This window comes from Pelosinus sp. sgz500959 (assembly GCF_042610375.1).
GTDB lineage: Bacteria > Bacillota > Negativicutes > DSM-13327 > DSM-13327 > CTSoil-075.
The window spans coordinates 91,043-105,335 of record NZ_JBGJZL010000005.1; the positions used below are offsets into that span (position 1 = coordinate 91,043).

The 14,293-nt window shown below is 40.3% G+C and carries 12 protein-coding genes; all 12 read left to right on the forward strand.

What is annotated here, in order from left to right; translation table 11 throughout:
* The first annotated feature begins 103 nt into the window (after positions 1 to 103).
* The 12 genes from tkt to ACAN52_RS09480 all read left to right on the forward strand — a co-directional run bounded on the left by tkt (position 104) and on the right by ACAN52_RS09480 (position 14,282).
* A complete protein-coding gene (tkt, locus tag ACAN52_RS09425) occupies positions 104 to 2,113 on the forward strand; it encodes a transketolase (protein ID WP_378954728.1) in 2,010 nt (669 codons plus the stop codon).
* A 90-nt stretch (positions 2,114 to 2,203) separates the two neighbouring features.
* A complete protein-coding gene (locus ACAN52_RS09430) occupies positions 2,204 to 2,347 on the forward strand; it encodes a hypothetical protein (RefSeq protein ID WP_378954453.1) in 144 nt (47 codons plus the stop codon).
* Positions 2,348 to 2,653: 306 nt separating this feature from the next.
* Positions 2,654 to 4,369 carry a methyl-accepting chemotaxis protein gene (locus ACAN52_RS09435; RefSeq protein ID WP_378954455.1) on the forward strand — a complete coding sequence of 572 codons (1,716 nt, stop codon included), beginning with the start codon at positions 2,654 to 2,656 and terminating at the stop codon, positions 4,367 to 4,369.
* Positions 4,370 to 4,635: 266 nt separating this feature from the next.
* Positions 4,636 to 5,010, forward strand: a complete 375-nt coding sequence (locus ACAN52_RS09440; RefSeq protein ID WP_378954457.1) for a response regulator — start codon at positions 4,636 to 4,638, stop codon at positions 5,008 to 5,010.
* Positions 5,011 to 5,877 (forward strand): chemotaxis protein CheX, encoded by an 867-nt coding sequence (locus tag ACAN52_RS09445; protein ID WP_378954459.1) that lies wholly within the window; start codon positions 5,011 to 5,013, stop codon positions 5,875 to 5,877.
* 446 nt (positions 5,878 to 6,323) lie between these two features.
* A complete protein-coding gene (locus ACAN52_RS09450) occupies positions 6,324 to 8,033 on the forward strand; it encodes a chemotaxis protein CheW (RefSeq protein WP_378954461.1) in 1,710 nt (569 codons plus the stop codon).
* A gap of 28 nt (positions 8,034 to 8,061) precedes the next feature.
* Positions 8,062 to 10,014 (forward strand): methyl-accepting chemotaxis protein, encoded by a 1,953-nt coding sequence (locus ACAN52_RS09455; protein ID WP_378954462.1) that lies wholly within the window; start codon positions 8,062 to 8,064, stop codon positions 10,012 to 10,014.
* A 32-nt stretch (positions 10,015 to 10,046) separates the two neighbouring features.
* Positions 10,047 to 11,516, forward strand: a complete 1,470-nt coding sequence (locus ACAN52_RS09460; protein WP_378954463.1) for a chemotaxis protein CheW — start codon at positions 10,047 to 10,049, stop codon at positions 11,514 to 11,516.
* A gap of 111 nt (positions 11,517 to 11,627) precedes the next feature.
* Positions 11,628 to 12,698 carry a chemotaxis response regulator protein-glutamate methylesterase gene (locus ACAN52_RS09465; RefSeq protein WP_378954464.1) on the forward strand — a complete coding sequence of 357 codons (1,071 nt, stop codon included), beginning with the start codon at positions 11,628 to 11,630 and terminating at the stop codon, positions 12,696 to 12,698.
* A 14-nt stretch (positions 12,699 to 12,712) separates the two neighbouring features.
* Entirely contained in the window at positions 12,713 to 13,513 is an 801-nt protein-coding gene (locus tag ACAN52_RS09470; protein ID WP_378954465.1) for an STAS domain-containing protein, read from the forward strand.
* Entirely contained in the window at positions 13,507 to 13,893 is a 387-nt protein-coding gene (locus ACAN52_RS09475) for an STAS domain-containing protein (protein ID WP_378954466.1), read from the forward strand. The genes ACAN52_RS09470 and ACAN52_RS09475 overlap by 7 nt, the downstream gene beginning before the upstream one ends.
* The gene (locus tag ACAN52_RS09480) at positions 13,890 to 14,282 is read left to right on the forward strand and encodes an ATP-binding protein (RefSeq protein ID WP_378954467.1); all 393 of its coding nucleotides are present in this window, start codon (positions 13,890 to 13,892) and stop codon (positions 14,280 to 14,282) included. The genes ACAN52_RS09475 and ACAN52_RS09480 overlap by 4 nt, the downstream gene beginning before the upstream one ends.
* The last annotated feature ends 11 nt before the right edge of the window (positions 14,283 to 14,293 follow it).

The window sequence follows — 14,293 nt, forward strand, 5'->3', positions numbered from 1 at the left end:
ATGCCTATTACGGGCAAGATAAGGTATAATATTCTTGAGTCCATGCATGTTGTTAAAGATCATGCGAGAGGATGTATATAAGCCAAGGAGGATTTAATGAATGATGAAAAATGATGAAGTTGATCAGCTCGCGGTAAATACGATTCGTACTTTATCAATCGACGGGATTGAAAAAGCTAACTCAGGTCATCCTGGAATGCCAATGGGTGCAGCACCTATGGCATTTACGCTATGGACAAAACATCTTAATCATAATCCGAGTAATCCTAAATGGTTCAATCGAGATCGCTTTGTTTTATCTGCGGGCCATGGTTCCATGTTACTTTATAGTTTATTACATTTATCTGGCTATGATCTTTCTATTGATGATTTAAAGAGTTTTCGCCAGTGGATGAGTAAAACACCTGGTCATCCTGAATATGGTCATACACCAGGCGTTGATGCAACAACAGGTCCTTTAGGACAAGGGATTGCTATGGCTGTGGGCATGGCTATGGGTGAACGTCATTTGGCTGCTACCTATAACAAAGAACAGTATGAAGTGATCAATCATTTTACCTATAGCATGTGCGGTGATGGAGATCTAATGGAGGGAGTATCAGCAGAAGCTGCATCCCTCGCAGGGCATCTTAAACTTGGAAAGTTGATTGTTTTATACGATTCAAATAATATTTCCTTAGATGGAAAACTTGGACAGTCTTTTTCAGAAGATGTGAAAAAACGTTTCGAGGCTTATGGTTGGCAAGTGATTTTAGTTGAGGATGGTAATGATCTTAAGTCAATTGACGAAGCCTTAACCATTGCAAAAGCAGATATGAGTAGACCCACCTTGATTGAAGTAAAAACCGTAATTGGTTTTGGTGCGCCCAATAAGGCCGGTTCATCTTCGGTCCATGGATCACCCCTCGGGAAAGCAGAAGTCAAATTAACCAAAGACTATTATCAATGGTCCTATGAAGAGGATTTTTATGTTCCTGAGGCGATATACGCACTTTTTGACAAAACTGTTAAACAACGCGGTGGAGAGTTAGAAAAGAATTGGAATGCCTCTTTCGCAAAGTATCATAAGGAATATCCAGAACTGGCAGCAAAATTAGAACAAGGGATTGCTGGGACACTTCCCATGGATTGGGACAAACAGTTACCTGTTTATGCTGAAGGGAGTCAGATCGCATCTCGTTCTTCTTCTGGTGAAGTGATGAATGCCCTGTCTTTGAGTATTCCAGCCTTTTTTGGTGGATCAGCGGATTTGGCTAGTTCCAATAAAACAATGATAAAAAATGGTGGGGATTTCCTACCTGAAAACTATAGCGGGCGTAATATTTGGTTTGGTGTTCGTGAGTTTGCGATGGGAGCGGCATTAAATGGCATGGCGCTGCACGGTGGACTCAAAGTATACGGAGGAACATTCTTTATTTTCTCTGATTATTTGCGCCCAGCCATTCGCCTGGCTGCTTTGATGAAGCTTCCTGTAACCTATGTCTTTACCCATGATAGCATTGCTGTTGGCGAAGATGGTCCTACCCATGAACCGGTTGAACAATTGGCTTCTCTTCGGGCCTTGCCAAATCTGAATGTGATTCGTCCAGCAGATGGTAATGAAACTGTAGCTGCCTGGAAGGTGGCGCTGGAATCAACAGAGACTCCAACAGTGTTGGCTTTATCTCGGCAGAATTTGATGACAATCCCTGGAACTCATGAGACTGCAGATATGGGTGTTAGACAAGGAGCATATGTCATTTCCAAAGGTGCTGCTGATATTCCTCAAGCATTACTTTTGGCAACGGGTTCAGAAGTACAGCTAGCTATACTTGCTCAGCGACAACTAGCGACTGAAAATATCTCTGTATCGGTTATTAGTTTCCCATCATGGGATTTATTCGAAAAACAGTCTGTTGAATATCGCAAAACTATACTGTTGCCTCATGTAAAGGTTCGTCTCGCAATTGAAATGGGATCATCCTTAGGGTGGGAACGTTATGTTGGAGATTCTGGAGGGGTACTCGCCATTGATCGTTTTGGTGCTTCAGGAACTGAAGAAAGATTGCTCAGAGAATATGGTTTTACCGTTGAAAATGTAGTGAAAAAAGTGAAAGAATTATTGAAAAACTAAGATAGGTAACATAATAACTTACTAAACATATACTAAATAACAAGCTTATCTTTTACTTCTGTGATAAACATTACTATGGGAGGTATAAGTATGAAGTGGGTAGATTTGGTGCTGGATCATTCTACCATCACAATTATTTGTTTAGTATTATGTTTACTGTTTCTCAATTTTGGCACCATAGTATGGGTGGTGATCATGGGGATTCTACTCTTTGCTTTATCAAAAATGATATGAATTGTTGATTTCCCATGGGGATAAAGAAGACTTAGCGTGAGCTAAGTCTTCTTTATGTTAAAAAAATATTGGGAAAATTATGACATTTAGAGGGATTTAATATTATTATGTCGAAATCGATTAGTGAAGTAAATAACGATATAGATTAATCTTTCAGAAGGTAGGGATTCAAAACCGTGGAAGATCGTAATTTAATGATTATCAGCTTGTATTTTGTACGTTTACATGAGGATACCTGGTAGTTTTTTTGTTATACAAGAAGAGGCAAAGAGTGAATTGATGAACATATAAAAAGGAGTGAAATCAATGAAATTTTTTGATGATCTGAAAGTAAGCCTTAAAATTGGTGTATTGATCATGGTTGCATTACTAGCGATTGGCGTTATTGGTTACACGGGACGTTATTACCTAGAAATTTCTGAAAAAGATATGGATGTAATGTATGAAGAGCAGTTGATCCCAATTAAACTTTTAAATGAATGCAGCACACTTGTAGCCAAGGGGAATGCATTCACCTTGGCACTGATGCTCACTGAGGATGATAGACAAAATGACCAATTGAAAAAAAATATTGAAGATGGATCTAAGCAAATCACTGCTTCTTATAAAGAAATTGAAAGAATTAATTTTGACAATAAAGGAAAAGAACTGCTGGCTAAAATACAGATATCTAGAGAAAAATATCGAGTCGTGAGAAATCAAGTCGTTGAGTTGGCATTACAAAATAAAAACTCTGAAGCTTATGCTATATACATAACGCAGGTCGATCCTCTTGCTTTGCAATATATGAAAGAGTTACGAGAACTGAGTGATTACTATTCTGAACTGTCAAAAAAAATTGATATTGCTAACCATGAAGCATCAGAAAAAGTCATGCAACTGATGACAACGATATTGACAGTTTCTTTTATCATATTGATCATCATTGGGTGGTATATAGCTAGGAACATTACCAAACCACTAAATATCATGGTAGAAATTTGTGGAGAATTTGCAGCGGGAGATTTTCGCGACCGACCACGCCAGGTCATTCGGAAAGATGAAATTGGTCAATTAGCTGATACCTTAGCATCTACACGCACCAGTCTTCGTGCATTGATGAAGCAAGTCAATCAGTCTTCTGAACGATTGCTTGCCTCTTCAGAGGAGTTGACTGCTAGCGCTGGTCAGTCTGCTGAAGCTGCCGACCAAGTGGCCCAATCCATTGTTGATGTAGCAAATGCAGCAGATGAAGAATTAAGAATCGCTACTCATACATCGGCGATTGTACAAGGAATAGCTACAGGTATCAAACGGGTTGCAACGAATGCCAATGAAGTGGCTGATCAATCCATGCAGGCTGCTAATAAGGCTGAGCAAGGTAATCAATCTGTAGATAAAGCCATCACTCAGATGAGTAAAATTGAACAGACGGTGAGTACTTCAGCTCAAGTTGTTGTCAAATTGGGAGAACGTTCGAAAGAAATTGGCCAAATTATCGATACCATCTCGGGAATTGCTGGGCAGACCAATTTATTGGCTTTAAATGCTGCGATTGAAGCGGCTCGTGCAGGAGAGCAAGGTCGGGGGTTTGCCGTAGTCGCAGAAGAAGTCCGTAAACTTGCAGAACAATCTCAAGCTGCAGCCAAGCAAATTGCCACGCTCATTGGTGAGATTCAAGATGATACAGGCAAAGCCGTAGTTGCGATGAGTAATGGTACGCGAGAAGTCAAGACCGGAGCAGAAGTTGTTAATGCTTCTGGTCTTGTATTCCAGGAAATTGTCGTCATGGTAACTCAAGTATCCGTTCGAACCCAAGAAATCTCTGAAGCCATAAAAGAAATGGCTAGTAATAGTCAGCAAATTGTCGGATCTGTGCAACAAATCGATGAACTTAGCAAAAAAACGTCAGCAGAGACTCAGATCGTTTCTGCTGCCACACAAGAACAATTGGCATCCATGGAAGAGGTCGCTTCATCCAGCCAAGAGTTATCTAATTTAGCAATGGAACTGCGCGAAGCTGTCGCCAAGTTTGAACTTTAGTCTCAAAGATTAAAATGTATACCTGACAAGAAGTCTTATCAGGGATGATGAGCCTTCTTTTATAGAAGATATTTTATTGATAAAAGTCAACGTAACTGAGAGCGTAGATTGAAAAATTAACCAAATATTAATGTATAAATAATAGCTAAGCTTATTTTTTATGTTATTGTAGAATAACAGATATCAATCATTTATCCTAATTGGCAAATAAAAAATACTGTCAATTATCCACATAAGGGACGTTTTTTTAGAAAGGGGAGGATGTTTTGTATAAGTCACTGAAGATTTTGATTAGCGATGATTCCTTATTACTGCGAAAAAAATTAAGAGAAGAGCTGGAAAAACTAGGTTGCCAAGTGTTTGAGGCTAAAGATGGAGAAGAAGTGGTTGAAGCCTATTGTCAATGTCGCCCAGATGGAGTCTTTATGGATATTGTTATGCCCAAGGTGGGCGGTCTAGAGGCTTTAAAAGAAATTAAAGAAATCGATGATAAGGCAAAGGTCGTTATGCTTTCTTCTCTGGGAACAGCTGCTGCCTTGTTAAAAGCGCTCAAATTGGGTGCAATTGACTTTATTCAAAAACCATATAATAGCAGTCAAATAGAGAATGCTGTCAATAATATCAGTCGGAAGGAGAATTAAATGTCAAGTCGATTTTTTGCCCAATATATACTAAATCAAGGGGTGCTGACTCCAGAACAAGTACAGGAAGCTCTTGAAGATGGACGCTCAGTTCAAGTGAAATTAGGAGTACTCGCTATTAATGAGAAGTTTTTGACTGCTGTACAAGTTGAAGAAATTCACAGATTACAACATATGGTTGACAAACGATTTGGTGAGATCGCCATCGATGAAGGCTATTTGTCAGAAGAGCAATTGATGATTCTCTTAGCTGCACAAAAAAATAGCCATCTTAATTTTGGACAAACATTAGTTGATAAAGGATTCATGAATTTAGAACAATTAGAACGTGTTTTGGATGAGTATAAAAGAGAAAGTAATTTAGATCAAGAGTCGGATTTAGCTATCCTTAAAGAAGGTATTCGTACCCAATTAAATCTTTCACAAGAAGATGAAGAGGTAGAATTATATTATGATTATATATTACTTTTTCTTAGAGCAATCGTTCGTTTCTTGGATGCCAGTCCTTTAGTCATTCCAACTGTCCATGAGCAGAAACAGGATCAGTGGTCTGCTTTGCAAAGTATGACTGGAGATGTCACTCTGCAGAGCAGTTTTACTGCTGATGATAAAGTTTTGCTAGAATTGGCACGTCGTTATAGTGGTGAAGAGATTCATGAAATAGATGAACTTGCCCTTGATAGCATAGGAGAGTTTTTAAATGTTACGAATGGACTTTTTTGCATTAATCTTTCGAATGCGGGGTTAGAACTTGATTTACATCCGCAAAGCGTTACAAAAAATGCGGATTTTTTAATGAAAAAGAACCATACAGTAACGATCGATACTGGTTTTGGTAGAATCAATTTAGTAATGGCTAGGATGTAAATAAGAATATTGTAGGAGATTTTTCATGGTTTATTTATAGTGAGAAAAGCAGGCGGATCGCCTGCTTTTTATTTTAGTGTGGCAGTTATTAAAAGCCCTTACATACATTTTTTGTTACTATTCAGGAATTCGATAAGTTTAATCTATAAACAATATTCGTTCCTTTTTTGAAGGAAATGCCAATAATTTGTCGAAGTTTTAGTTATTGTACAATTTATAAAAAAATCGTAATTTGCACATTGTACGAGAATGAAAATTAGGGAAAAGATGACGGAAAAGCAAGACAAGAGTAGTGGGTAAAAATACAGAAAAATCTGAAATTTTAACAATAATATGTGAAGTTTATTAAAATGCCGTTGGAGGAAACAAAGGATTTTGGGATATAATCCAGCAGGTAGCTACTACGAGTGAGGAACAAGCCACTGGTAGGTAGGAGGCATAGGGGCGTGAGATATGGATTTCCCATACAAGAACTAGGGAAAATTAAAATATTTTCAGTAGAAGCAATAGACTCTTTAGCAAAAATAGCAGGCGAGATATTGGAGTTGAGAATAACTCTTACTATTGCCCAGTCTCGGTTAATCATTGACGGCATCATGAACCAGTTACATATTCTCAAGAAACAAGCTGCATTTTTTGGCTTAATGGAAATGTTGATGTTAATTCGCCAAACCCAGTATATGCTAGAGGCTATGCGCTCTGGAAATTTGCAAGGGGACCCTGGGGCAGTGGAGATATTGCTAGATGCCAAAAATGTATTAGAAGAAATGATACGTGAATTTGGCGAGGCAAGTATAAAGCACCAGGGAGCTAAAGGCTTAGAGATCGAACTAGCTTGCGCCCAGGATACAGAATGGCTTATCACTTTCATTGAGCAACTATTATTGAAGAAAAATAATGCTGCTCTTATTCTAGTTCCTCAAGCATTAGTGAGCAAATTACCTGCGATTATTTATACCCCATTGATAAAACTAGAGATTCTTGAAAATAGTACAGAAAACCATCAAGAGGATAAGGAAACAGAATCTCTAAGTATAGTCAATGATGATTCAATAGAAATATTCAATAGCAAATCGACTACGGTAAGTGATGAAAAAATAGAAAAACTACTCACGATCATTAGAGAATTAGGAAATAAAGATCATGCTTTTCATCAGATGTCTCGCAAACTGACAATAGAATATAATTTGCCTAATTTATCCCGCGAAACGAAGGCTATAGGACAATTTATCAATCGCATTGCAGCTGAGTTAGAAGAGGCGGTCATGTCCATGCGCAGGGTTGAATTAGGACTGATTTTTCTACAATTCCCTCAGATGATTCGTGATATTGAATTGCAGACCGGAAAGAATATTGGTTTGACCATGGAGGGCGAACATGTCACAGTGGATAAAACCATTGTCAAAGAGTTATATAATCTGCTACTCAAGATCATATGCAACATGGCTAACTTTAACATTGAGGTTCCAGCAGAGCGAAAGGCAGCGGGTAAGGAAATTCAGGGACATATCTGCCTTACGGCCTATTCTTCAGGTAACCGAATTGTAATTGAGGTTGAAAATGATGGTCGCAGTATGAGAGGAGGTGAGGCAGACGCTGAAGTGCTAGAAATTTCTGATTTAATGCTTAGTATAAATGAAGTGTATTACCAAATGGATGCTTTGCCGGCTAATCTAGAAATGATCAACCTGCCAGATAAAGGTAGTAAAATAAGGATTACTTTACCACCTTTCAGCATGAGATGTAATGGGTTATTAGTAGAAACATCTGGTGAATTATTGGCTGTGCCTTTAGATAATGTGGTTGAGATTATAAGAGTGACTTGTAAGCAATTGATAACTAGACGTGGGCGTCAGCTCCTATATCACCGGGGTGAAGTGCTCGGGATCATATCTCTGGCTACGATCTTAGGGAAGATTGAACAGCAAGATAATGGAAGTGTGACAGTATTGATCGTCGCAAATGGACAGAATAAAATTGGTCTCATCGTCCATAAACTGCACAATGAACAAGAGATTGTGTGTAAATCCTTACCAGACTACTTGAATCATAGTGAGTACATAGGAGGCGCTGCTGTAACTTGCGATGGTAAGGTAGCGCTATTGCTTAATATTTCGGCAATGATCAAAAAAATGAATTCTCAATTGTTATCATAAAATAAGAAATTAAAGGGGATTTTTATTTATGGAAAAAAAATTAGCAAAGCCCAATACAGCTGCAGGTCATTCAATCACTAGTAAAACTGGTGCAAATATTGATTCTGCTGAACAAATGAGTCTTAAACGGGACTTGGCGAAACGTAGAGCCATGGATAAAGTGCGGTCAAGAACGGTAGCAAAGCAACAACAGTTGGCTGAGCGTATTGCGACTGCTACAGAACAAATGGCAGCGGGCATTGAGCAATCCAGCAACGCTGCTGCAGAACTAGCTGGTACTATGACTCAGATTGCGACTGGTGCGGAAGAAGCGTCATCAGCTGCTGAAGAATGTCGAGCAGCCGTCAATCAGATCGAAAAAGCAGCGATTGCGGCTGATGAACTTGTTAGAATTTCCTTGGAGAAGGTTAATGTAGCTCAGACGTTGGTGAAAACAACAAGTACTGATGTAGAGCAATTGATTAATGGTGTCAAAAATGCTGCTGATACCAACATGCAGTCTGGTCGATTGGTAGCCCAGCTTGAAAACCAATCCGTAGAAGTAGGCAACATTGTGGAAGCAGTGGTGCGCATTGCTGATCAAACTAATCTACTGGCTCTAAATGCGGCGATTGAAGCAGCGAGAGCTGGTGAACATGGTCGTGGTTTTGCCGTCGTTGCTGATGAAGTGCGCAATCTAGCGGAAATTTCCGAGAAATCGGCTCGTGATATTCGTGCGCTGGTCGGCGAGATTCAAGATAATGTGAAGGTCGTTGTAAAAGATGTAGAAGATGCTGGTAATGCGGCCAATGAGGAAGTGGAAAAAGCTAAAAAGATCACTTCAGATCTTGCTAAAATTGAAAAAGATATGAATGGTGTGCAAAAAGGTGTTACTGAGGTTGCACAAAATTCTAGAATCGTTACTGAGGGCACTAAGGAGTTTTTGGCAATTACCCAGCAAGTGGCTGCTGCCAGTGAAGAGCAGGGTGCCGCGACAGAAGAAATTAGTTCGACAATTAATGAACAGAATAAAGCCTTTAATGAAATGAGTACTGCTGCTAACGAATTATCTGAACTAGCAGAACAACTCAAAATATCCACTGATGCTCAAAAATCCTCGGAAGAATTGGCATCAGCTTCTGAACAATTGTCAGCCAATGTAGAAGAAGCAAGTACGGCTGCTGGGCAAATCATGAAGACGATGGAACAGTTAGGCGAAGGGGCTAAGATGCAAGCTGAGCTGACAACAAAAGGAGCTACTATCTCTGAGCGCCTAGCGTCTGCTGCTACACAAATGAAAGTTCGCGCGCAAGAGTCAGAAGGGAAAGTCAATGAACTACAGTCCATCTTAGTGATTAATAAAGAGGAAGTCGATAATATTATTAGTGGTGTTTCTGGTGCTGCTGAGGCTAGCTTTAAATCAGCGCAAAATATTAAACGACTAGAAGATACCACAAGACGCATTGATAAAATTGTGGATGCGATTGTCAATGTGACCATTCAAACCAATATGCTCGCTGTTAATGGCTCGATTGAAGCGGCGCGGGCTGGTGAATATGGACGTGGATTTTCAGTTGTCGCTGGTGATATTCGTACTTTGGCTAACGAATCAGCCGATAATGCAGATAAAATCAAGGATCTAGTGCGCAATATTCAAAATCAAATTCAACAGGTAACGAGCGATATTGAGCTTTCAGCACGAACAGCGACCCAAGAAGTAGAAAATGCAAAGAAATCCACTCATAACTTGAATGTTATTGAAGAAGCTATGGGGGAAATTTTGAGTAGTGTTAAAGAAATTTTTAATGGTGCTGAAGAGTCGTTGACAGCGTTGGAACAGGCGAAAATCGGTATTGAACAAATTTCAGCTGCTGCCCAGGAAGCGGACAAAGCCAATATGGAGGCTATTTTAGCTGCCCAAGAACAGGCTAAAGGCATGCAAGAATTAGCAGAAGCCATTGAAGAAATTTCTGGACTGGCTGACGAACTACAAAATATGTAAACAAGCCAGATGGAAAGAAAGGAGGATAAAGAATGGCTGAAACAATTGAAATAAAGCAGGATGAGCTGTCAGAACGACAATTAGTCACGTTTCATCTCAATAATGGCGAGTTCGGTGTAGATATTATGCATGTGCGAGAAATTATTCGTCTCACAGAAGTAACCAACATACCCCAGGCTCCTAGCTATGTAGAAGGGGTATGCAACTTACGTGGCAATATTCTACCAATTATTGACGGACGGGATCGTCTGGGGATGCCTCGTCGTCAGCGAGATGAAAGTACTCGTGTACTGGTGTTGGATGTCGGTGGTAAGGTAACAGGTATTGTAGTCGATCGCGTATCAGAAGTCTTGAGAGTCAATCATGCTGATATTGAAGCGCCACCAGCGGTAATCCAGGATATGGATGTGGATTTTCTCAATGGTATCGTCAAACTCAATGGTGGAAAACGGATTATTATGGCATTGAATCTGAGTAGTATTATTACTATCAAGCAAATTGAAGACATTAAGCAAGAGGCATTAACAGTGGCTGCGACAAGAACTGATGGTGTTCTTCGAACGGAAATTAAGGAAGATCAACTGGTAACTTTTTTGTTGGGACAAGAAGAATATGCCTTTGATATTATGCATGTCAAGGAAATTATCCGAGTACAACAGATTACGGCAGTGCCGAATGTGGCTCCTTACATTGAAGGGGTGCTGGCGATTAGAGATCATTTGCTACCGATTATTAATATGCGAATGTTTTTCGGCCTTGAGAATATATCGATTAATGACCAGGCGCGCATTATTATTGTAGATTTAGGACGAATGTCTGTCGGTTTTCGCGTGGATAAAGTTTCTGAAGTTGTATCCATATCTCATCATATCATAGAGCCACCGCCTCTTATCTTTAATGATGAGGAGGCAGGACAAATTCGAGGTGTAGCCAAACTCAATGATGGAAAACGCTTGCTCATGTGTCTCAATGCTACTAAACTGCTACCTGCAGAAGTCGTACAGCATTTCACAGGAGAAATGACTGCTGAAGAAAATGTGGTTGTTAAACAAAATAACAATGTTATCGACGAAGAACAATTAGTAACCTTTAAGCTTGGAAATGAAGAATTTGCCATAAAAATTACGGATGTGCAGGAAATAAACCGTATGACCGAAGTGACTCATATGCCAAATGCACCCGCTTATATTGACGGTTTGGTGAATCTTCGTGGTAATATTATTCCAGCACTAAACCTTAGACGCCGCTTTGGATTAGCCGAGAAACAACGTGATGATGCTACGCGCATTATTATTGTGGACGTAGGTAATCGTAAGACTGGTGTGGTTGTGGATGCGGTTTCCGAGGTATTGCGCTTTGAAAGCAGTTTGGTAGAAGCGACTCCAGAGATTGTATCAGATAATTTAGATGCCAAATATATTAGCGGGGTTGGTAAATTAAACGGTGGTAAGCGTATGGTTATGATCATCGACCTTGCCCAAGTTTTGCGGATTGGTGCTTAATAGGTACGAGAGTATCATTAATATTGTGAGTCTGTCAGGAATAGAGTTGATATCCTATTCCTGACGATTGCCTTTAAAAATATGTAGTAGGCTATATACAGAAGGTGAATTATGAAAACAATCAAAGTGTTGATCGTAGACGATTCTGCAATGATGCGCAAGGCCATTCGGCGTATCCTAGAAACGGACTCTGCTATTGAAGTAGTAGGGATGGCCAGAGATGGCGAAGATGCTATAAAAAAAGATACTGAACTTTGCCCTGATGTTGTGACCATGGATATCAATATGCCAGTGATGGATGGTATTACTTGTATGATGCATTTATTTGAGCAACATCCAGAGGTTCGAGTCATTATGCTTAGCTCTTTAACTCAGGAAGGGGCACTGACTACGTTTGAAGCTTTGGAACTGGGAGCTTTTGATTATGTAGGTAAACCTTCAGGGACAGTATCTAATAACTTGCATATTATTGGTAAAGAGTTACTGGCTAAGATTAAGGCATCGATGCTTCAGAAAAAGCGTCGCCGTTCAATAATGAGCAAGGCTAAAAGTGTTAAAAAAGATCCAGTAAAGCTAGCGCCTGTAGTGAAGAAGCAGGGGACTGAAAAGATCGTTGTGATTGGTGTATCGACAGGCGGACCAGGAACTTTGATGGATATCTTACCTCATATTCCTTCTGATTTGGACGCGGCTATTGTAGTGGTTCAGCATATGCCACCTACATTTACTGCTTCTTTTGCTAAAAGATTGCATGAACATTGTAAAATACCTTTTAAAGAAGCTGAACATGGAGATGCTCTATGCAAAGGACAAGGGATGGTGGCGCCAGGTGGTTTGCATCTAGTTGTACGGAAGAATATAAACCGTAGTGAATACATGGTAAGGCTCACAACGTCGCCAGAGGGGACACTCTTTACGCCGTCCGTCGATGTAACCATGCACTCCATATTGGAGAGTTTTGGTAGTCGTACTGTTGGTGTACTGCTGACTGGAATGGGTTCTGATGGCGCAGAGGGTATGGTGGCAATTCGTAAGGCTGGTGGCGTTACCATCGCTGAGTCTGAGTCTACGGCTGTAGTATTTGGCATGCCGCGAGAGGCCATCGAACGGGGTGGAGCCGAGATTATCGCACCATCTTATAATATTGCCAAAGAGATCGTAAAAGCGGTCAATCGAATATAAGGGAGAGAATATAAATGTCCGAATACAAACAAGAATTGCAGCAAGAAAATAGTGCAGGACAAGCAGTTTTTGCTAAATGGTTGCCTGAACTTCAAAAAACAGTATGGTGTACCAGAAATATTCTGAGTAATAGTGAAAATGAAATCATAGGCAGGCAGCTTATTGGCGCTTTGCAAAATTCTCTGGTAGGCGGAGAGGTCAATGATCGATTAAAGGGGGTACTTGAGCGTATTTCTCAAGCTGGTGTACATGGTGGATTGACACCAACGGAAACAGCCATGTACATTTTTTCTCTACGCCCCTATCTATCATCTATTTATGATAATCAGACAGAAATGGACATGCAGGTTTTGCTGGATAAGGCAGGCCTCTATACTTTTGAAGTATATTCGAAAAGCAGGGATTCAATCGTTCATCAGCAGCGGCAGGATTTGTTGGAACTATCCACACCCGTCATTAAATTAATGGATGGTATTTTGGTAGTACCATTGATTGGCACAATTGATAGCAAACGGACACAACAGGTCATGGAAAAACTGCTAAATACGATTGTCATGAATGGGGCTAAAGTGGCTATTTTGGATATTACTGGTGTTCCAACAGTGGATACACTTGTTGCTAATCATATTATTAAGACTGCAACGGCAGTACGTCTTTTAGGTGCTGACCTCATTATCACTGGCATCAGCCCGATCATCGCCCAGACTATTGTGCATATTGGTGTGGATTTAAGTGGTGTTATTACTAAGGCAATCATGGCTGACGGGGTAGCGTTGGCACTCGAAATATTAAATAAGAAAATTGTATCATGTTAAATAATGCTGCTGTTTTAAAAATACAGGATGCCTTGGTGATTGTCATGCATGGCAATATGAATGATCATTCCGTGAAACAGATGCAGCATACGGTACTCGCACAGATTGAGCAGACTCCCGTTTCTGGACTAATTATCGATATCTCACAACTTGATATTGTCGATTCCTATATGGTGCGACTATTTTCAGATACTGCTCAGATGGCTAAGCTATTAGGGGTAGAGGTGTTTTTGGTCGGCATGCAGCCATATGTGGCATTGTCCATGGTAGAAATGGGGCTCGATATACGAGGAATCAAGACGGCCCTTACTGTCGATCATGTCTTTGAAATACTGCATAACGGTGTGCCCTATGCAGTAAGGCGTGGGGCACCACAATGAAAGTGGAGATCGTGAAAGAGGAAGATGTGGTAGCTGCCCGGCAAGCTGCACGGCAAGCTGTCGTGGCATATAAGTTTTCCCTTGTTGATCAGACTCGGATCATTACGGCGGTTAGCGAATTGGCTCGTAATATTTTACTATATGCTGTATGTGGCTGGATGGAATACCATGAGGTAAGTGGTCCTAGAGGTAAAAAAGGTTTGGAGTTTGTCTTTCAAGATTATGGCCCAGGTATTATAGATATCGATTTGGCCATGACTCCTGGATATTCTACTGGTAATGGGTTGGGATTAGGTCTTAGTGGTGCTCGGCGATTGATGGATGATTTCGCCATTACTTCTCACCAAGGTGAAGGCACGATTGTGCGCATAACGAAGTGGCTAAATTGAAAGGAGAACTG